Origin of the sequence: Sphingobium sp. (assembly GCF_032153725.1) — a bacterium.
Taxonomy (GTDB): domain Bacteria; phylum Pseudomonadota; class Alphaproteobacteria; order Sphingomonadales; family Sphingomonadaceae; genus Sphingobium.
Genome location: NZ_JALDYQ010000086.1, coordinates 1 through 18555, shown reverse-complemented (window position 1 = coordinate 18555; position 18555 = coordinate 1). Strand labels below are relative to the sequence as shown.

The 18555-nt window shown below is 64.6% G+C and carries 19 protein-coding genes; 16 read left to right on the top strand and 3 right to left on the bottom strand.

Annotated elements, in window-relative coordinates; genetic code table 11:
- Positions 1–253, bottom strand: a 253-nt coding sequence (locus RUH75_RS20565; RefSeq protein WP_313809057.1) for an SPFH domain-containing protein, incomplete at its 3' end; no start/stop codon positions are given.
- 97 nt (positions 254–350) lie between these two features.
- Between RUH75_RS20565 and RUH75_RS20560 the strand changes: the two genes are divergently transcribed.
- The gene (locus tag RUH75_RS20560) at positions 351–1166 is read left to right on the top strand and encodes a CoA ester lyase (RefSeq protein WP_313809056.1); all 816 of its coding nucleotides are present in this window, start codon (positions 351–353) and stop codon (positions 1164–1166) included.
- Between the two features lie 471 nt (positions 1167–1637).
- Positions 1638–2246 carry a hypothetical protein gene (locus RUH75_RS20555; RefSeq protein WP_313809054.1) on the top strand — a complete coding sequence of 203 codons (609 nt, stop codon included), beginning with the start codon at positions 1638–1640 and terminating at the stop codon, positions 2244–2246.
- A gap of 212 nt (positions 2247–2458) precedes the next feature.
- Here RUH75_RS20555 and ubiG read toward each other — a convergent pair whose 3' ends face one another.
- On the bottom strand, positions 2459–3196 hold the full coding sequence (gene ubiG, locus RUH75_RS20550; RefSeq protein WP_313809053.1) for a bifunctional 2-polyprenyl-6-hydroxyphenol methylase/3-demethylubiquinol 3-O-methyltransferase UbiG: 738 nt from the start codon (positions 3194–3196) through the stop codon (positions 2459–2461).
- Positions 3197–3442: 246 nt separating this feature from the next.
- Between ubiG and RUH75_RS20545 the strand changes: the two genes are divergently transcribed.
- The 8 genes from RUH75_RS20545 (at position 3443) to RUH75_RS20510 (ending at position 9505) form a co-directional block, all read left to right on the top strand.
- Positions 3443–4708: an aspartate kinase gene (locus tag RUH75_RS20545; protein ID WP_313809052.1), complete on the top strand. Its 1266-nt coding sequence runs from the start codon at positions 3443–3445 to the stop codon at positions 4706–4708.
- Between the two features lie 126 nt (positions 4709–4834).
- A complete protein-coding gene (locus RUH75_RS20540) occupies positions 4835–5845 on the top strand; it encodes a nitronate monooxygenase (RefSeq protein WP_313809051.1) in 1011 nt (336 codons plus the stop codon).
- A 115-nt stretch (positions 5846–5960) separates the two neighbouring features.
- Positions 5961–6800, top strand: a complete 840-nt coding sequence (locus tag RUH75_RS20535; RefSeq protein WP_313809050.1) for a hypothetical protein — start codon at positions 5961–5963, stop codon at positions 6798–6800.
- Between the two features lie 85 nt (positions 6801–6885).
- Complete coding sequence (locus RUH75_RS20530; RefSeq protein ID WP_313809049.1) at positions 6886–7326, top strand: VOC family protein; 441 nt, start codon at positions 6886–6888, stop codon at positions 7324–7326.
- Between the two features lie 28 nt (positions 7327–7354).
- Positions 7355–7717, top strand: a complete 363-nt coding sequence (locus RUH75_RS20525; protein ID WP_313809048.1) for a DUF1428 domain-containing protein — start codon at positions 7355–7357, stop codon at positions 7715–7717.
- 11 nt (positions 7718–7728) lie between these two features.
- A complete protein-coding gene (locus RUH75_RS20520; RefSeq protein WP_313809046.1) occupies positions 7729–8523 on the top strand; it encodes a VOC family protein in 795 nt (264 codons plus the stop codon).
- Between the two features lie 26 nt (positions 8524–8549).
- The gene (locus RUH75_RS20515; RefSeq protein WP_313809045.1) at positions 8550–9041 is read left to right on the top strand and encodes a VOC family protein; all 492 of its coding nucleotides are present in this window, start codon (positions 8550–8552) and stop codon (positions 9039–9041) included.
- Positions 9038–9505: an SRPBCC domain-containing protein gene (locus RUH75_RS20510; protein WP_313809044.1), complete on the top strand. Its 468-nt coding sequence runs from the start codon at positions 9038–9040 to the stop codon at positions 9503–9505. Before RUH75_RS20515 ends, RUH75_RS20510 begins: the two co-directional genes overlap by 4 nt.
- Before the next feature lie 58 nt (positions 9506–9563).
- Here the strand turns inward: RUH75_RS20510 and RUH75_RS20505 are convergent, their stop codons facing one another.
- On the bottom strand, positions 9564–10730 hold the full coding sequence (locus tag RUH75_RS20505) for a pyridoxal phosphate-dependent aminotransferase (protein WP_313809043.1): 1167 nt from the start codon (positions 10728–10730) through the stop codon (positions 9564–9566).
- Positions 10731–10883: 153 nt separating this feature from the next.
- On the opposite strand from RUH75_RS20505, the gene ptsP reads away from it, so the two are divergent.
- From ptsP to ftsH, 6 genes are all read left to right on the top strand, one after another.
- Positions 10884–13160, top strand: coding sequence for a phosphoenolpyruvate--protein phosphotransferase (ptsP, locus tag RUH75_RS20500; protein ID WP_313809042.1), 2277 nt, complete (start codon positions 10884–10886; stop codon positions 13158–13160).
- Between the two features lie 101 nt (positions 13161–13261).
- Positions 13262–14173 carry a helix-turn-helix domain-containing protein gene (locus tag RUH75_RS20495; RefSeq protein ID WP_313809041.1) on the top strand — a complete coding sequence of 304 codons (912 nt, stop codon included), beginning with the start codon at positions 13262–13264 and terminating at the stop codon, positions 14171–14173.
- A gap of 99 nt (positions 14174–14272) precedes the next feature.
- Positions 14273–15160, top strand: a complete 888-nt coding sequence (locus RUH75_RS20490; RefSeq protein ID WP_313809040.1) for a hypothetical protein — start codon at positions 14273–14275, stop codon at positions 15158–15160.
- A 7-nt stretch (positions 15161–15167) separates the two neighbouring features.
- Positions 15168–16112 carry a tRNA lysidine(34) synthetase TilS gene (gene tilS, locus RUH75_RS20485; RefSeq protein WP_313809039.1) on the top strand — a complete coding sequence of 315 codons (945 nt, stop codon included), beginning with the start codon at positions 15168–15170 and terminating at the stop codon, positions 16110–16112.
- A gap of 133 nt (positions 16113–16245) precedes the next feature.
- Complete coding sequence (locus RUH75_RS20480) at positions 16246–16437, top strand: hypothetical protein (RefSeq protein ID WP_313809038.1); 192 nt, start codon at positions 16246–16248, stop codon at positions 16435–16437.
- Positions 16438–16506: 69 nt separating this feature from the next.
- A complete protein-coding gene (gene ftsH / locus RUH75_RS20475) occupies positions 16507–18456 on the top strand; it encodes an ATP-dependent zinc metalloprotease FtsH (RefSeq protein ID WP_313809037.1) in 1950 nt (649 codons plus the stop codon).
- Positions 18457–18555 lie beyond the last annotated feature (99 nt).

The following is an 18555-nucleotide window of genomic DNA, read 5'->3' as shown; positions in this document are numbered from 1 at the left end:
CGACCGACACCATGGCATTGTCCTTGGTGATGATCTCCTGCCCCGGAATGTCGACCACCTGCTCCATCATGTTGATCTTCCGCCCCACCGCATAGAAGAAGGCGGGGTAGAAATTGAGGCCGGGCCGGGCCACTTCGGTGAAGCGGCCGAAGCGTTCTATGGTATATTGATAGCCCTGGCGGACCACTTTGACGCTCACCGCCAGATAGAACAGCACCAGAAATGTCACCGTCAGCGCGAATGTCGTCAGCATGGCTGCCTTCCCCCCCAGAAACCCGCTCGGGCTAAATCCGCTTGGACTATGGCGCGAAATCATGAATGGGAAAAGGCAAAGCAGTAGGAGTTTCATCATGTTGTTGCGTCACGCCCGTTCGCTGCTGTTCCTGCCCGCGTCGAATCCGCGCGCCATTGCCAAGGCGCGGACCCTGTCCTGCGACATGGTGATCCTGGATCTGGAGGATGCCGTCCCGGAGGATCGCAAGGAGGAAGCGCTCGGCAATGCGGTGGAGGCCGTGGGCGAGGGTTTCGGCGGGCGGCTTTCGGCGGTGCGCATCAATGTCGAGGGCACGCGCTGGCATGGGCGGGAGATGGTGGCGCTGAAGGCGTCCGCCGCCGATTATGTCGTGCTGCCCAAGGTCGAAACCCCTAAACAGATCAAGGACGTGTTCAGCGTGAGCCAGAAGCCGGTGGTCGCGATGATCGAATCTGCCATGGGCGTCCTTGCTGCGCCGGCGATCGCGGCGGCGGAGGGCTGCGCCGGGCTGTTCATGGGGAATAATGACCTGCGGCAGGATCTGGGGATTCCGCCTTCCGCCGGGCGGGACGGCCTGTCGCTGTCGCTTCAGTCGGTCATATTGGCGGCGCGGGCCGCCCGGATCGCGGTGTTCGACGGGGTGTTCAACCGGCTGGATGATGAGGCGGGGTTCGAAAGCGAATGCGCCGCCGGTCATGTGCTGGGCTTTGACGGCAAGACCCTGATCCATCCGAGCCAGGTGCCGGTCGCCAATCAGGTGTTCGGTCCCGATCCTCAGGCCGTGGTCGACGCGCGGCGGCTGATCGAAGCGGCGACGGGGGGTGCCGAGCGCTTCGAGGGGCGCATGATAGAGAGCATGCATGTGGCAGAAGCGAAGGCGCTGATCGCGCGGGCGGAAGCGGTCGGGGAATAATCCCGATTCTGATCCTCTCACCCCATAGGATTTGGGTGACACAGGTGACACGATAGAAAGGCGGGCGAGCGCCCCCACGGGTGCATTTTCCTGTTGGCATTTTTGCCTGTCAAAGAACCGGTCGGGTTATAGCGGGGTCGTCCCAATGTAGGACAGCAAAAAATTGGGGGGAGAAGGGCTAAACCAGGATGGTTAATCCCGCATAAACCGCCCTTTTCCGCCATGATTTCGACTGCGTCATTAATGTCACTGTCAAATTAAAAAACATGGCTTTTTCGTGGCGAAATGGTAGGATTTCAAGTGCGGGGTCGACCTGATTCTGCGAGGTCCATCATGTCTAGGTTGAGGATGGCGGCGGGTGCCGCCTGTTGTTTTGTCGCACTCTTTTTTGGCGGTGCCGCGTCTGCGGGGGAGGCGCAGTGCTGGCAACCTTATGAAGTAGAGGCGGCGAGAGTAAGAGATCTACAGATCATGCTGATGTTGGGATCGCTGAAATGCCGATCGACCAATAGTGAGATAACGGCCAAATATGACAAGTTCTATGAAAGAATGGGGCTGGCCGATAAATATAATAATGCTTTGAAACTGCGCTTCATGCGCGAAAATGGCATAGCTGACGGGCAGAAGGCCTATGATGATTTCATCACCAGGCTTGCCAATAGTCATACCGACGGCGTGGGGTCGGCGGGTTTCTGCCAGATGGCCGATACTTTGCTGACTCTGGCGACCAATGCCGGGGTGGATGAACTTCCGGTGCTGGCGCGGAATTTCTCGGAAAAGCCCGCGGGCGTCGGAGATGTGTGTGAAATGACCACCGCTGCCGCGGCGCCGGCCCCGGTTGCGGCGGATGCAGGGAAGGCAGCGGCGCCGACTGGCGATGCGGTGGCCCCGGTCGCGGTGGCCGAAACGACAACGCCGCCAGTCACCACGCCGCAATCGGCCGCGGCAGCGCTGGAGGCGGCTGCGGTTGCGCTTCAGTCGGCTGCGGCGAGCCTGAAGACGCAGCCTGCCACGCCAGCCGATGGAGCGCCGAAGGACGCCCCAGCGACAATGGTGGCTGTGTCAAAGCCGGTGAGTTGAGAGTTGAAGGGATGCCGCGCTTTGGGGGCGCGGCATGGGGGTGTTTGGGTCCCGGAACGTTTTTTCAGTCCCCGCTGCGTTCCCCCGGTTTCAATACCGCTCGCCGGTTGAAGGCGGCGCAGTACAGCGCTTTCCATATTTCCGGTTTCGACCTTGGCCCTGCGCGATCCAGTCCACGGCTTGCGCGATGCGGGGATTGACCGCCATCGCCTTCATCCCTGTCGGCGGCGGGCGGTCAGCAGATAGTTGATCGCCTTGTTGGACGAGAGGACAAAGCCCCTGCCGGGCGTGAAGCTGAGGCCGGTGCTGTCGATGACCTCCAGCCCAGCTGCTTCCAGCAGGCCGGTCAGTTCCTGCGGATTGAGGAATTTATGCCAGTCATGCGTGCCCTTGGGGATGCCGCCGATGCTTTCGCCGATGGTGATCATGGCAAGGCGGGAGAGGGGCGTGCGGTTCGGCGTCGAGAGGATCAGCAGGCCCGTGGGCGCCAGCTTTTCCGCAAGCGCGGCGATGAAGGCGGCGGGATCGGTGACATGTTCGATCACTTCCATCGATGTGACGAGGTCGAAGCCGGTTTCCGCCAGCTGCTCCACCGGGGTCGCGCGATAGTCGATGGAGAGGTCCTGCCCCTGGGCATGACGGCGCGCCACGGCGATATTTTCCTCCGCTGCGTCAAGCGCGGTCAAGCGGGCGCCCATGCGCGCCAGCGGTTCTGCGAGCAGCCCGGCGCCGCAGCCGACATCCAGCGCCCGTCGGCCGGCAAGGGGGCGGAAGCTCTGGCTGTGGCCCGGCCAATGATGGTCGATGGCCTCCCTGATATAGCGCAGGCGCACCGGGTTGAGCCTGTGCAGCATCGCGCTGCTGCCCTGCGGGTCCCACCAGTCGGCGGCCATGCTGCCGAAATGCGCGGCTTCGCGCGGGTCGATGGTGCTGGAAACGCTGTTCGCCATGGCCCTCTGCTACCAGTGTCGGGGCGCAGGCGCCATGGTCGTTTTTGCGTGTCCGGCGGCGGCGGCGCGAACGCGTGCGCCTTGTCCTCCGCATCGAGGCGGCGGTGAAGTTCGCGCATTGCCTGCTCGGTTCCCCGACTCTGCCGCTTTGCTTGCCATATTCGCCGCTGCTGCTATAGCGGCGCCGTTTTTGCCCCCTTGGGGCGAGATTTTCTTTCTCTTTGAGCAGGTGGGTTCGACAGGCAAATGGCGCGCATCGTGATGAAATTCGGCGGCACCTCCATGGCGGGGATGGAGCGAATTCGCAACGTGGCCGCGCGAGTCAAGCATGTCGTCGAGCAGGGCCATGAAGTCGCCGTCGTCGTGTCCGCCATGGCGGGCGAGACGGACCGGCTGGTCGGTTTCTGCAAGGAAGCCTCCGCGCTTTACGATCCGGCGGAATATGACGTGGTCGTTGCGTCCGGCGAACAGGTGACGAGCGGGCTGCTCGCCATGACGCTCAAGGCCATGGGCGTGGACGCGCGCAGCTGGCTCGGCTGGCAGCTCCCCATCCGCACCAACGAAGCCCATGCCAAGGCACGCATTGGCGAGATCGACACGATCGATCTGCTGTCGTCGATGCGGATGGGCACCGTGGCGGTGATCCCCGGTTTCCAGGGCATGATGGAGGATGGCCGCATCTCGACGCTGGGCCGTGGCGGGTCGGATACGTCTGCCGTGGCGGTGGCGGCGGCGCTGAAGGCGGATCGCTGCGACATCTATACCGACGTCGACGGCGTCTACACCACCGATCCCCGCATCGTGGCGCGGGCGCGCAAGCTCGACCTCGTCACCTATGAGGAAATGCTGGAACTGGCTTCGGTCGGGGCCAAGGTGCTCCAGACCCGCTCCGTCGGCCTTGCCATGAAGGAAGGCGTGATCGTGCAGGTGCTTTCCTCCTTCGATGATCCCACCCAGGACGACCTCCCCGGCACGCTGATCGTCAGCGAGGAGGAACTGGAAGCCAAGCTCAAGGAAGACAAGATGGAACGTCAGCTCATCACCGGCATCGCCCATGACAAGAATGAGGCGAAGATCACCCTGACCCGCGTGCCGGATCGTCCGGGCGCGGTGGCGCACATCTTCGGGCCGCTGGCCGATGCCGCGATCAACGTCGACATGATCATCCAGAATGTCGGCCGCGACAAGGGCGAGACGGACGTGACCTTCACCGTGCCGGGCGCCGATCTGGCGCGGGCGCTGGACGTGCTGGAGAGCCAGAAGGACGTGATCGGCTTCAACCGGATCATTCCGGATACGAAGGTGGCGAAGGTGTCCGTGGTCGGCGTCGGCATGAAGAGCCATGCGGGCGTGGCCTCGGCCATGTTCAAGGCGCTGGCCGATCGCGGGATCAACATCCTCGCCATATCGACCAGCGAGATCAAGGTCAGCGTGCTGATCGACGAGGATGAGACGGAACTGGCTGTGCGCGTGCTGCACACGGCCTATGGCCTGGACGCGCCGGTCGCCTGACCTTTTCTCCCCTCTTCTTCAGGGGCGGGGGTGGGGCTTGTTCCCACAGGGTATCGCTTGGGGCAGCGCCCCACCCCAACCCCTCCCCTGAAGGGGAGGGGCTATTTGATTCTAGAGGCTTGCAAGATGACGAACGCCAAACTCGCTTCCCTAATGGCTCGCGGCACGGAATTCCTGGGCTGCGACGTCGCGATCATGTGCGGGGCGATGAGCTGGGTGTCGGAGCGCCATCTGGTGGCGGCGATCTCCAATGCGGGCGGCTTCGGCGTGATCGCCTGTGGGGCGATGACGCCCGAACTGCTGGACAGGGAAATCGCGGCGACCAAGATGCTGACGTCGAAGCCCTTTGGCGTCAACCTCATCACCATGCACCCGCAGCTGTTCGAGCTGATCGACGTTTGCGCGAAGCATGAGGTCGGCCATGTCGTCCTGGCCGGCGGCCTGCCGCCCAAGGGCAGCATCGAAGCGATCAAGGCCAGTGGCGCGAAGCTGATCTGCTTCGCCCCGGCGCTGGCATTGGCCAAGAAGCTGGCGCGATCGGGCGTCGATGCGCTGGTGATCGAGGGCATGGAGGCGGGTGGCCATATCGGCCCGGTGTCGACCAGCGTGCTGGCGCAGGAAATCCTGCCGGAAATGGCCTCGCAGCTTCCTGTGTTCGTCGCGGGCGGGATCGGTCGGGGCGAGCTGATCGCGGGCTATCTGGAAATGGGCGCGGCGGGCGTGCAGCTGGGCACCCGCTTTGCCTGCGCGACCGAGAGCATCGCGCATCCGAATTTCAAAAAGGCCTTCTTCCGCGCGTCGGCGCGCGATGCGATCGCCAGCGTGCAGATCGATCCCCGCCTGCCGGTCATCCCGGTGCGTGCGCTCAAAAATGCGGGCACGGACGCCTTTACCACCAAGCAGCGCGAGGTTGCCAATCTGCTCGACAGCGGCACGGTCGACATGGGCGAGGCGCAGTTGCAGATCGAGCATTATTGGGCGGGCGCGCTGCGCCGCGCGGTGATCGACGGCGATATCGAGGGCGGTTCGCTGATGGCCGGGCAGTCGGTCGGCATGGTCGCCAGGGAGGAGCCCGTGGCCGACATCATCGCGCAGCTGATGGATGAAGCGGCGGTGGCATTGGAACGCCGCGCCTGAAACAGGACGAAGCGCATCCCTTTCCGGACAGGCCGATCCGCGCGTCGGTCGTCAGGAACGCCTGGCTTTGCCATGAGTTTCTTCTGTCCGGGTCCATGATCGGAGGGATGCCAGGGTGCCGTCGCGTGCCGTCGTTCGCCGTTTTTGCAAGGTCGCATCTGTTACGGCGTTCGCGCTGATCGCAGGCTGTTCCACGCCCGAGAAGGCGCCCCCCACGCCTCCGCCGCCGGTGGTCGCGACGATCAAGCCGCTGCCGCCCATGGGCGCGGTGGCAGGGATGAGCATCCCCGAGGTCGCGACCGACGGCAGCTATCTGACCCCCAGTCGCGGGGTGACGGCCAATACGGCGCTCTGGCATGTGCGCATGGCGTTGAATGTCGCGGCGCTTTCCTGCCATGGCGTCAATGAACCGGCGCGCATCCAGTATAACCAGATATTGCATGTGCATGAAGGCGCGCTGCGGGAGGCCAATGCGGCGGTCGATCGCAATTATCTCGCTGCGTACGGAACCGGTGGCCTCCAGTCGCGGGAACTGCTGAACACCGTCGTCTATAATTTCTTCGCGCTGCCGCCGGTGACGAAAAGCTTCTGTCCGGCGGCGATCGAGGTTGGCGCGAAGATGCTCGCCATGCCCTCCAGCCAGTTGCTCGCCTATGCGCCCGAAGCGCTCACCGCGCTCGAAAAGCCGTTTCAGGATTTTTACGCGGCCTATGCCGATTATCAGCGGCGGCTGGCGGAGTGGGAATCGCGCTTTGGCGGGACGGTGACGGTGGTGGTGTCGCCCACGCCGCTTCCGCCGCCGCCGCTGCCGCCCAAGGAGATCGCGTCAGGCTATGCGCCCAATGGCGCTGCGACGATGCCGCCGTCCACGCCGGGCACGGGCGCGCCGGTGCGGGTCGAAGTGCCGACCTTTCCGCTGACGCCGATGCGCGAAACTTTCGTGCCGGTCGAATAGGGGGAGGCATGCCCGCCCCGGCCGGTGCATAAAGTTCAAGGCGGTGAGTCGGAGGGCCAGAACAGATGATCGAAGGAGATGTGTGATGGCGGATACCCCTGCTCCGAAGATGATTTTCGTGAATTTGCCGGTGAAGGATCTGGCTGCCTCGATCGCTTTTTACGAGGCGGTGGGCGCGGTCCGGAACAAGGAATTCGCCGACGACAGCGCGCAGATGCTGAGCTTTTCGGAATGCATCCATGTCATGCTGCTGACGCATGAGCGGTTCACCGGTTTCACGCCGCGCAAGATTCCCGATGCGCATGAAACCGCGCAGGTGCTGCTGGCGTTGAGCGAGGTGAGCCGCGAGCAGGTCGACGTCACGACCGGAAAGGCATTGGCGGCGGGCGGGACGGAACCCAATCCGCAACAGGATCATGGTTTCATGTATGGCCGCAGCTTTGCCGATCTGGATGGCCATATCTGGGAAGTGACGTGGATGGACGTCGAAGCGGCAATGGCGGCCAACAGGGAAGCGACCGCCTGAAACTCTGCCTTTCATGAGGAGAGATGTCATGAGCTATATGGACGGTTTCGTGATTCCGGTGCCCAGGGGCAACAAGGAGAAATACAGGGAAGTCGCAGCCTATGCCGCGCCGATCTTCATCGAACATGGCGCGTTGCGGATCGTCGAATGCTGGGCGAACGACATCAAGCCGGGCAAGGTCAACGACTTCCGCACCGCCGTCATCGCGGAGGAGGGCGAGGAGGTCGTTTTTTCCTGGGTTGAATGGCCCGACAAGGCGACGCGCGATGCGGGTTCCGAAAAGGTGATGAACGATCCCCGGATGCAGCCTAAGGAAGGGGAGGAGATGCCCTTTTCCGGTGCGCGGCTGATCTATGGCGGGTTTGAAGTGCTGCTCGACGCGAAAGCTTGAGGGAGGCGACCATGACCGATCTGAATGGCAAATTCTTCTGGTACGAACTGATGACCAGCGATCCGGCGTCCGCGCTGGCCTTTTACGGCGATGTCGTCGGCTGGACCGCGCAGGCTTTTGGCGGTGGTCATGATTATCAGGTGATTTCGGGCAGTGCCGGGCCGATGGGCGGGATCATGACGATCCCGGCGGAGGCCAGGGATTGCGGCATGGCGCCGTGGTGGGGCGGCTATATCGGGTCTGCCGATGTCGATGCCGATGCGAAGCGGCTGACAGAGGCGGGCGGCAGCGTGAAGCGGCCGCCGGAGGATATCCCCGGCGTCGGGCGCTTTGCGGTGATGGCCGATCCGGGTGGCGCGGTGTTCATGCTGCTCAATGGGTCCAGCCCCGACGGGATGAACGCGCCGCCGCCAATGGCGAACGGGCATGTCGGCTGGCATGAACTGTATAGCGGCGATTTCGATGCCGATCTGACCTTCTACACCGGGCAGTTCGGCTGGGCGAAGGGCGAGGCCATGGATATGGGCGAGATGGGCAGCTATCAGCTCTTCTCGCAAGATGGAGCCACGGATTTCAACAGCATGAGCGGCGGCGTCATGGCGTTGCCGAAGGAAGTGCCGGTGCCGGTGTGGCTGTTCTATTTCGTCGTGCCCGACATCGACGCCGCAACGGAAAAGGTGAAGGCGGGCGGCGGGAGCGTGCTCAACGGGCCGATGGAGGTGCCGGGCGGAGCGTGGATCATCCAGGCGACCGATCCGCAAGGTGCGATGTTCGCATTGGTGGGCATGCGCTCAGCCCAGGGATAATTGGCCCAGGGATAAGGAGAAGAAGGATGTCCAGGATTTCACCCTGCCTGTGGTATAATGGGCAGGCCGAGGAAGCCGCGCGCTTCTATGTCTCGATCTTCGGCGGGTCGGTGGATTTCATCAACCGCTTTCCCGAAGACCAGCCCACGCCCGCTCCGTTCAAGGGCGGGGATGTGCTGATGGTCGAATTCACCCTGTTCGGGGACAGTTATCAGGCGCTGAACGGCGGGCCGAAATTCGGCTTCACCGAAGCGGTGTCCCTGTCCGTCGCGTGCAAGGATCAGGCGGAAATCGATCGCACTTTCGAGGCCTTGACCGCCGATGGCGGTTCGCCGGGTCCGTGCGGCTGGCTGAAGGACAAATATGGCCTGTCCTGGCAACTGGTGACGAAGGAGATCATGGACCTTTACAAGACCGGCGATGGGCCCGGCATCCGGCGGATGATGACGGAGATGATGACCATGCAGAAACTGGACACCGCCAGGATGAAGGCGGCCTTCGAGGGAGGCCGGCCATGAGCGCCGCCGAGTTCGAACTGTCGGTGACCTGCCATATCGCGGCGCCGCGCGAGATTGTGTGGAAGGTCTGGACGGACCTGAAGGAAGAATGGTTCTGCCCCAAACCCTGGCGCGCCGAGGTGATCGAGGAGGATCTGCGGCCCGGCGGGCGCAGCGCGGTGCGCATGTTCGGTCCCAATGGCGAGGATACGGGGCCGATGGAGGGCGTCTTCCTGGAGGTCGTGCCGATGGAGAAAGTGGTGACGACCGATGCCTATGCTTCCGGCTGGATTCCGCAGACGCCCTTCATGACGGCGATCTGGAGCTTCGTTGAAGAGGGGGAGGGGACGCGGTTTATCGGGACGGCGCGGCATTGGAACGCCGAGGCGCTGGAGAAGCACAAGGAGATGGGATTCCATCCGGGCTGGGACCAGATGGCGGAGCAGTTCAAGGCGCTGTGCGAGATTTCGGCGGCGAGTGCGTGAAGAAAGGACGCCCGGTTCGAACCGGGCGCCCTGCTTCGGAGCATCGGTGATATTCGGATCAGGCCTTGGTGATTTTCTCCACGGCGGAGCGGAACTTCGCCATGTCGTCGGCTGACCCCACGGTGACGCGGGAGACGGTGGGCCAGATCGGCCAGTTGCGGCCGATCTGCACCTTTTCCGGTGTCGCGAGCAGGGCGGCCTGCATCTCCCTGGCGGGCTTTTTCCAGTCGACCATGAACATGTTCGCCTGACTGCCGGGCTGAACGGCGAGGCCCTTCTTGCCCAGCCAGGCGATGGTTTCCTCGCGGTTGGCGATCATCTCCTGACGGCGGGCCTTGATGAGGCCGGCCTCCGGATAGACGGCATTGCCGCAGGCCATTGCCGTGATCGACAGGCCGCCCGCCGTGGGGCCGAAAAGACCGATGCGCTTCTGGATTTCCGGGTCCGCGAAGGTCAGCCCCAGACGCACGCCCGCCATGCCGAACAGCTTGGAGAAGGTCCGCATGACGATCAGGTCGTTGCGGCCCGCGACCAGCTTCGCGGCGCTCTGCGCCTCGGAGAAGTGGATATAGGCTTCGTCGACCAGCAGGATCGAATCCTTGGGCTTGTTGGCGAGCAGCCATTCGATGTCGGCCAGCGGGGTGACGGTGCCTGTCGGATTGTTGGGCGAGCAGATATAATAGAGCCCGGCATTGGGATTGGCGGCCAGCATCCCCTTGACATCATGGCCCTTGCCGATGGCCTGTGGCGCCTTGGCGATCGGGGCCTTCAGATAATCGGCGGTGCGCCAGGCCGATTCGAAGGTCGGATCGGCGGTGACGAGGCCCTTGGTCGGCGAGCAATAGGCCGCGACCGTGCTGACCAGCGGGCCGCCCGAGCCGGGCCAGAGCATGACGTGCGATTCCGGGATGCCCTCGACCCGGGCGACGGTGGCGATCAGGTCGCCCCTGTAATTGTCGGGATCATACCAGTTGCCCAGCGCGGCGGCCTTCGCGGCGGCCTGCACGCCGGGTTCGAACGGGCCGGTCCAGCATTCGTTGGAACCGATGCGCACCGCCCCGGCAATGCCGCGCGCGGCCTGCTGCTGTGCCGAAGCGGGCTGGATCAGCAGCGAATTGGCGGCGGCACCAGCCGCCATCAGCGCCGAAATCCTGCCGATCGTGCGACGGGAATAGCCCCGGTCCAGCAGGTCTTCGCGGGCGTCCTTTTCCAAGATCATGGTCATGTCTGTTCCCCTTGTGGTTCCACCAACTGCACAGCTTGCATCGGGGTAGACGAAAAGGACGGCCTGTTCCGCCATGGCCATGCGTGCAAAATCCACCGTAACCGCGCATATTCGCCTTGGAAAGCGGGGGGGCGATCTGATAGCGCTTGGGTCATGCCCAGTACGCCCGCCGCCGCCGCCCGCCAGATCCTCATCCGCTTGCAGGAGGTCATGGCCGCGCGCACCAGTGCGCAGGCGAAGCTGAACAAGGTGGTCGAGATCATCGGCGAATCCCTGTCGAGCGAGGTCTGCTCCATCTATCTGGTGCGCGAAGGGGTGCTGGAACTGTTCGCCACGCGCGGGCTGAAGCAGGAGGCGGTGCACGTCACCCGCATGGCGATGGGCGAAGGGCTGGTCGGCACGATCGCCGCCAATGTCGAGACGTTGAACCTGGATGAAGCCGCAGCGCATCCCGATTACGCCTATCGTCCGGAAACCGGGGAAGAACTGTTCCACAGCTTTGCCGGCGTGCCGATCGTACGGCGGGAACGGGCCATCGGCGTCCTGTGTGTGCAGCATGTGGAGCCGCGCCGCTATGAGGAAGTCGAAATCGAGGCACTTCAGACCGTGGCGATGGTGATGTCCGAACTCATCGCGAATGCTGAGCTGGCCGATGACGGCCCGGCGGATTCGCGGGTGCAGGATACCGGCACGTCGATCCTGCACGGATTGCAGCTCGTCATGGGCATGGCGCGCGGCCATGCGGTGTTCCACCAGCCGCGCGTCCATATCGAGCATACCGTGGCGGAGGATACGGAGGCCGAGCGGCAGCGCGTCATTTCCGCCTTCACCAAGATGCGCGAGCAGATCGACCGCATGACCGGCACGGCGGAGTTCGGCACGGAGGGCGAGCATCAGGAGGTTTTGGAAACCTACAAGATGTTCGCCTATGACGAAGGATGGATCAGGCGCATCAACGAGGCGATCGATAGCGGCCTGACCGCAGAGGCCGCGATCGAACGCGTGCAGCAGCGCACCCGGATGCGGATGCGGCAGATCGATGATCCGCTGCTCCAGGACCGCATGCACGATCTGGAGGATATGGCGAATCGGCTGCTGCGCATCGTGTCGGGGCAGTTGGGGACGGCGGCGCAGCTTGGCTTGCGCCAGGACGCCATCCTCATCGCGCGCAATCTGGGACCGGCGGAACTGCTGGAATATGACCGGCGGCGGTTGAAGGGCGTCATATTGGAAGAAGGATCGCTGACCGCCCATGTCACCATCGTCGCGCGCGCCATGGGCGTGCCGGTGCTGGGCCGCGTGCGCGATATCCGGCATCAGGTGAATGAGGGCGAGCTGATCCTGATGGACGTCGCCGCCAACTCGCTGCTGATCCGGCCGACGCCGGACATGGATGAGGCGTTCGAGAACAAGCTGCATGTGACGCAGAAGCGCCGCGCCGAATTCGTGGCGATGCGCGATCTGCCCTCCGTCACCACCGACGGTCAGCGGATCGAGTTGATGGTGAATGCGGGGCTTCGCGAGGATGCGCAGTCGCTCGACATCGTCGGCGCGGACGGGATCGGGCTGTTCCGGACCGAATTCCAGTTTCTCGTGTCCGCGACCCTGCCGCAGCGGGAGAAACAGCAGCGGCTCTATCGCGACGTGCTGGATGCGGCGGGGGACCGGCCCGTGATCTTCCGCACCGTCGATATCGGCGGCGACAAGGCGCTGCCCTATATGACGCGCGACGATGATGAGGAGCTGGAGGACAATCCGGCGATGGGCTGGCGCGCGTTGCGGCTGGCGCTGGATCGTGACGGGTTGATGAAGGCGCAGGCCCGCGCGCTGCTGGAGGCGGCGGCGGGCAAGGTGCTGCATGTGATGTTCCCGATGGTGTCGGAGCCATGGGAATATGAAGAGGCGCGCGCGCTGGTCGAGCATCAGCGCGAATGGCTGTTGTCGCAAAAGAAGAAGCTGCCGGTGGCGGTGCGCTATGGCGCGATGCTGGAAGTGCCGGCGCTGGCGGAGGTATTGGACCTGCTGTTGCCCAGGATCGATTTTCTGTCGATCGGCACCAATGACCTGACGCAGTTCCTGTTTGCGGCCGACCGCGCGCATCCCCGGCTGGCGGAGCGTTACGACTGGCTGAGCATTGCGATCCTGCGCTTCCTGGACCGGGTGGTGCGGGCGTGCGAGGCGCATGAGGTGCCCGTGGGCGTGTGCGGCGAAATGGGCGGGCGCACGCTGGAGGCGATGGCGCTGGTGGGGCTGGGGGTGCGGCGCCTGTCGATCACTCCGGCGTCGGTCGGGCCGGTCAAGGCGATGATCCGGTCCATCGACGCGGCGGAGCTGCGTGCGGTCATGCGCGACCTGCTGGACAGGGGTGTCGTCGATATTCGTTCGGCGCTGGTCGACTGGGCCGGTGAACATGCTATTGAATTGAGTTAAAGGGATTGTTGAGGCGCTTCGGGCTGGATCGGGCCGGTGTGGCGTTGACAATCCCTGTCCCGCAATGAGACAAGGCCGGCCTTCAAAGATCGCGGAGCAGCATGGCAGAAGAAGCTGAACAGGAACCCGGCGTCGCGGCGTCGGAGCGGCCAGGCACTCCCGGCGCGCGGCTGCGCGCCGCGCGGGAGGCGCAGGGGCTGTCGATACAGGATGTCGCCACCCGGACGCGCATCGCCCAGCGCCAGCTGGAGGCGATCGAACGCGACGATTATGCCGCTCTGCCCGGCATTCCCTATGCGGTGGGCTTTGCCCGTGCCTATGCGCGCGCCATCGATGTGGATGAGGTGGCGATTGCCGCCGACGTGCGCAACGCCGTGCATAATTCGGAATTGGGCAGCAGCCGCTATGAGGCGTTCGAACCGGCCGACCCGGCGCGGGTGCCGTCGCGCGCGCTCGCCTGGACGGCGGCGGCGATCGTGGTGATCCTGGTGGCGGGCTTTGCCGTCTGGCGGACGCAGGTGATGACCCCGCCGACGGGCGAGGAGATCGCCGCGCAGCAGGCGACGCCCGTGCCGACCGCGGCGAAACCGGCGGTGGGCGCGCGTCCGGCGACCCCGGTGGCGCAGGCCGTGCTGTTCACCGCCAATGACGATGTGTGGCTGCGCATCTATGACGAGGCAGGCGAGCGGCTGAAGGATGGCCTTATGAAGAAGGGGGAGAGTTTCACGCTGCCCCCCAATGCCCGCAATCCGATGATCCTGACCGGGCGGCCGCAGGCGCTGACCGTGACGGTCGGCGGCAAGCCGATCGCGCCGCTGGGGCCGCCGGATCGCACCATATCCGACGTGCCGGTCAATGCCGAGGCGCTGTTGGCGCGGGTTGCGCCCGCGGCGGCGGGAACGGCGGCGGGTCAGGCCGCGCCTGCGCCTGCTCCCGCCGTGGCGCCGGCTCCTGCCGTGCCGGTAACGCCTGCGCCGGTCGCGCCCGCTCAGGCTCCTGCCGCAAGCGATTGATCCGTTCAGGACGGATTCAGCGGAAATTGCAGCAAAGTCACGCTTTACCGGGTGGATAATCGCCCTATGGTTAAGCCGCATTTCAAGTCGGGGATCATCATGCGTAACGCTCTTTTCGCGACGGCAGCACTGGCGCTGATCGCGCTCGCGCCGCCCAGCGCGGCCCAGAATGTCAGTGTCGATGTGCGGGTCGATCGGCTGGAAAAGGAAATGCGCGCAGTGCAGCGCAAGGTGTTTCCCGCCGGCGCGCCGTTGGAGGCGGAGATCACGCGTCCGGCCGCGCCCGCGGTGGTGCCCGGGTCGCCATCTTCCACGCCGGTCGCTGACCTGACTGCGCGGGTCAATGCGCTGGAATCGCAGCTTGCCTCGATCACCGGGCAGGTTGAGGAAAACGGCTTTAAACTGAAGCAGCTGGAGGATGCCTTCAACCGCTACAAGGCGGAGCAGGAAAGCCGCGCCGCGCCCGCCGTGGTGCCGCCGCCTGCCATCGGCCCTTCCGCATCGGCCGCTCCTGCGCCGTCACGGCCCGCCGCCAATGGAGCGAGCGAGGAGCGCAAGACCGCCGTCGCCGCGATCGAACGGCCCTCGACCGGCAATGAGGCGGACGACGCCTATACCTATGGCTTCCGCCTGTGGGGCGCGAAATTCTTTCCCGAGGCGCAGGCGCAGCTGAAGGCGACGGTCGACAAATATGGCTCGACCCCGGTCGCGAGCAAGGCGGCCAATCTGCTGGGCCGTGCCTATCTGGACGATGGCAAGCCTGCGCTGGCGTCGGTGGCTTTCTATGAAAATTATCAGAAGCGGCCGAAGGGCGATCGCGCGGCGGACAGTCTGGCCTATCTGGGCGAGGCGCTGATTCAGCTCAAGAAACCGGCCGATGCGTGCAAGGTCTATGCTGAGCTGGAGCAGGTCTATGGCGGCAGCCTGTCGACCGGGCTGCGCGGCATGATGGACAAGGGCCGGGCCAGGGCCAGATGTACCGCCTGACGCCCGCATGGCTGGCGGTGATCTTGAAGCGCGGTTGAGGCAGGCGATCGCGGCGCTGGTGGAGGATGCCGCCGGTGCCCGTTTCGGCGTGGCGGTGTCGGGTGGGCCGGACAGCATGGCCTTGCTCGATCTGGCGGCGCGGGCCTTTCCGGGACGGGTCGAGGCAGCGACGGTCGATCATGGCTTGCGCGCGGCTTCGGCGGCCGAAGCCGCGATGGTCGCGGACTGGTGCGGGGATGCCGGTATTGCGCATGTGACGCTGCATCCGCAGGGCGCGGTGCGGGGCAATGTGCAAAGCTGGGCACGGGCGCAGCGCTATGCCTTGCTGGAGGAATGGCGCGCGGCGCGCGGGCTGGACTGGCTGCTGACCGCGCATCATGCCGATGACCAGGTGGAAACGCTGCTGATGCGGCTCAACCGGGGCGCCGGGGTTGGCGGGCTGGCGGGCGTGCGGGCGCGGCAGGGCGTGGTGCTGCGGCCTTTGCTGGGGATGCGCAAGGCGGAGTTGCTGGACTATGCGCTGGAACGGGGGTTGCCGCATGCGGAGGATCCGTCGAACAGCGATCCGCGCTTCGACCGGGCGGCGTTGCGCACAGCGCTGGCCGGGGTGGACTGGATCGACACGGCGGCGGCGGGACGCAGCGCGGCGGCGCTGGCGGAGGCAGAGGAGGCGCTCGACTGGATGGTCGAAGGGATTGAGGCAGGCCATGTCCGGCCGGACGGGGACGGGCTGGCGCTGGACCGGACGGACCTGCCGCGCGAGCTGCTGCGTCGGGTGATCCTGCGGATGATCGCGCGCTTGCAGCCGGAGGCAGCGCCACCGCGCGGGGAGGCGCTCGACCGGTTGATCGCCGCCGCCCGCCGGGGGGAGAAGATGAGCATCGGCCGCCTCGTGCTGAAGGGCGGGGAACGCTGGACCCTGAAGGTCGCGCCGCAGCGGCGGTGGCAGTGAGGGATCGTTACGGAAAGGTTCCACGGCCCGCCGCGCTACTCCCACAATCCGTCGATTTGGGCGCGCGCAATGACCTTTCCTTAACGCCTATGCTGGTTAATGAAGTCAAGTTGAGCGTGGGAATTTTCGATTCATGGTGGAATTTGCGGCACTGACTTATGGTCTGCTGGCCAGTGTCATTCTTTCGGCGGCACAGCGTAATCGCAGGATGGAACGGCCCCATCCGCCGATGCTGCTTTATACGGGCTATATGCTCTGTGGCCTGTCGGCGGGGATCGCGGTGATCCTGGCCTATATCGCCCTGTCGCAATTTGTCGGGGGCTGATCGGGGCTGCGACGCATGCTTGCGATTTTGCTGCGGCATCCTATCTTGCCGGGTGAAAGAGAGTGGTGAATGAACGACGAGAAGGACCCGCAGGGTAATCCCTGGATCAAGAGCGCGATGATTTGGGCTGGGGTGATTGTCGCCCTGCTGCTCTTCGTCTCGATGTTCGACAGCCGCACGGCGACGAGCGCCGGGACCGGCATCGCTTATTCCGAATTCCGCGCCAAGGTGCAGGAAGGGCAGGTCAAGGACGTCGCCATCGCCACCGACCGGATTTCCGGCACGCTGTCGAGCGGGCAGAAGTTCAGCACCGTGCCCGTGAACGATCCGGGCCTGACCGGCCTGCTGGACGATTATAACGTCAAATATTCGGGCCAGGCGGAGGAACAGCCGAGCTTCTGGATGATCCTGATCTACCAGTCGCTGCCGTTCCTGCTGATCCTGGGCATTGCCTTCTTCGTGCTGCGCCAGATGCAGAAGGGCGGCGGCGCGGGCGGGGCCATGGGCTTTGGCAAGTCCAAGGCCAAGCTGCTGACCGAAAAGCATGGCAAGGTGACGTTTGATGACGTCGCGGGTATCGATGAGGCGCGCGAGGAGCTTCAGGAGATCGTTGAGTTCCTGAAGGACCCCACCAAATTTGCGCGGCTGGGCGGCAAGATTCCCAAGGGGGCGCTGCTGGTCGGTTCGCCCGGCACCGGCAAGACGCTGCTCGCCCGCGCGATCGCGGGGGAGGCGGGCGTGCCTTTCTTCACCATTTCGGGTTCCGACTTTGTCGAGATGTTCGTCGGCGTCGGCGCGAGCCGTGTCCGCGACATGTTCGAGCAGGCCAAGAAGAACGCGCCCTGCATCGTCTTCATCGACGAAATCGACGCGGTCGGCCGTCATCGCGGCGCGGGCCTCGGCAACGGCAATGACGAGCGCGAGCAGACGCTGAACCAGTTGCTGGTCGAGATGGACGGCTTTGAGGCGAATGAGGGCATCATCATCGTCGCGGCGACCAACCGCCCCGACGTGCTGGACCCTGCGCTGCTGCGGCCGGGCCGCTTCGACCGTCAGGTCGTGGTGCCGCGCCCGGATATCGAGGGGCGCGAGAAGATTCTGGCCGTGCATATGAAGAAGGTGCCGCTGGCGCCGGACGTCAATCCGCGCACCATCGCGCGTGGGACGCCCGGTTTCTCCGGCGCCGACCTCGCCAACCTCGTCAACGAGGCGGCGCTGATGGCTGCCCGTCGCGGCAAGCGTCTGGTCGCGATGGACGAGTTCGAGGCGGCCAAGGACAAGGTCATGATGGGCAGCGAGCGCCGCTCCATGGTCATGACCGACGATGAGAAGAAGATGACCGCCTATCATGAGGCGGGCCATGCCATCGTCGCGGTCCATGAACCGGCGTCCGACCCGATCCACAAGGCGACGATCATCCCGCGCGGCCGCGCGCTGGGCATGGTGATGCGCCTGCCGGAGCGGGACAGCTACAGCTATCATCGCGACAAGATGCACGCGAACATGGCCGTCGCCATGGGTGGGCGCGTCGCCGAGGAAATCATCTTCGGCTATGACAAGGTGTCGAGCGGTGCTTCGGGCGATATCCAGTACGCGACCAAGCTGGCGCGCGACATGGTCACCCAGTGGGGCATGTCCGACAAGCTGGGTCCGCTGCAATATGAGGAGCAGCAGGGCGAAACCTTCCTCGGTTACTCGCAGAGCCAGCGCGTCCATATGTCGGACGAGACGGCGAAGCTGATCGACAAGGAAATTCGCGGGCTGGTCGAGCAGGGCTATGCCCGGGCGCAGGAAGTGCTGAAGGGCCATGAGGACCAGTTGCATCTGCTGGCCAATGCGATGCTGGAATATGAGACGCTGTCCGGCGAAGAGATCAAGACGCTGCTCGACAAGGGTGAGATCACCCGCGACGATGGCACGACGATCAAGCCTTCGGTGATCCCGGCGGCGGGCTCCTCCATCCCCAAGACGCGGCGGAGGAAGGGGCCGTTCGGCGATCCTTCGCCTGCGGGGGCCTGAAGGTTGAAGAGGGCGCTGCCGGGAGGTGGCGCCCTTTTTCTTTGTGTGCAAGTTGGCGGATGCTGGCCATTTGTGGACGATTATTCCTCGTCACCCCGG

Coding starts and splice junctions, on each gene's coding strand:
- RUH75_RS20520 (WP_313809046.1), top strand. CDS start 7,729: ATGACCGATCTGAATGGCAAATTCTTCTGGTACGAACTGATGACCAGC.
- RUH75_RS20495 (WP_313809041.1), top strand. CDS start 13,262: ATGGCAGAAGAAGCTGAACAGGAACCCGGCGTCGCGGCGTCGGAGCGG.
- RUH75_RS20480 (WP_313809038.1), top strand. CDS start 16,246: ATGGTGGAATTTGCGGCACTGACTTATGGTCTGCTGGCCAGTGTCATT.
- tilS (WP_313809039.1), top strand. CDS start 15,168: ATGGCTGGCGGTGATCTTGAAGCGCGGTTGAGGCAGGCGATCGCGGCG.
- RUH75_RS20560 (WP_313809056.1), top strand. CDS start 351: ATGTTGTTGCGTCACGCCCGTTCGCTGCTGTTCCTGCCCGCGTCGAAT.
- RUH75_RS20530 (WP_313809049.1), top strand. CDS start 6,886: ATGGCGGATACCCCTGCTCCGAAGATGATTTTCGTGAATTTGCCGGTG.
- ubiG (WP_313809053.1), bottom strand. CDS start 3,196: ATGGCGAACAGCGTTTCCAGCACCATCGACCCGCGCGAAGCCGCGCAT.
- RUH75_RS20545 (WP_313809052.1), top strand. CDS start 3,443: ATGGCGCGCATCGTGATGAAATTCGGCGGCACCTCCATGGCGGGGATG.
- RUH75_RS20510 (WP_313809044.1), top strand. CDS start 9,038: ATGAGCGCCGCCGAGTTCGAACTGTCGGTGACCTGCCATATCGCGGCG.
- ptsP (WP_313809042.1), top strand. CDS start 10,884: ATGCCCAGTACGCCCGCCGCCGCCGCCCGCCAGATCCTCATCCGCTTG.
- RUH75_RS20505 (WP_313809043.1), bottom strand. CDS start 10,730: ATGACCATGATCTTGGAAAAGGACGCCCGCGAAGACCTGCTGGACCGG.
- RUH75_RS20540 (WP_313809051.1), top strand. CDS start 4,835: ATGACGAACGCCAAACTCGCTTCCCTAATGGCTCGCGGCACGGAATTC.
- ftsH (WP_313809037.1), top strand. CDS start 16,507: ATGAACGACGAGAAGGACCCGCAGGGTAATCCCTGGATCAAGAGCGCG.
- RUH75_RS20555 (WP_313809054.1), top strand. CDS start 1,638: ATGCTGATGTTGGGATCGCTGAAATGCCGATCGACCAATAGTGAGATA.
- RUH75_RS20515 (WP_313809045.1), top strand. CDS start 8,550: ATGTCCAGGATTTCACCCTGCCTGTGGTATAATGGGCAGGCCGAGGAA.
- RUH75_RS20490 (WP_313809040.1), top strand. CDS start 14,273: ATGCGTAACGCTCTTTTCGCGACGGCAGCACTGGCGCTGATCGCGCTC.
- RUH75_RS20525 (WP_313809048.1), top strand. CDS start 7,355: ATGAGCTATATGGACGGTTTCGTGATTCCGGTGCCCAGGGGCAACAAG.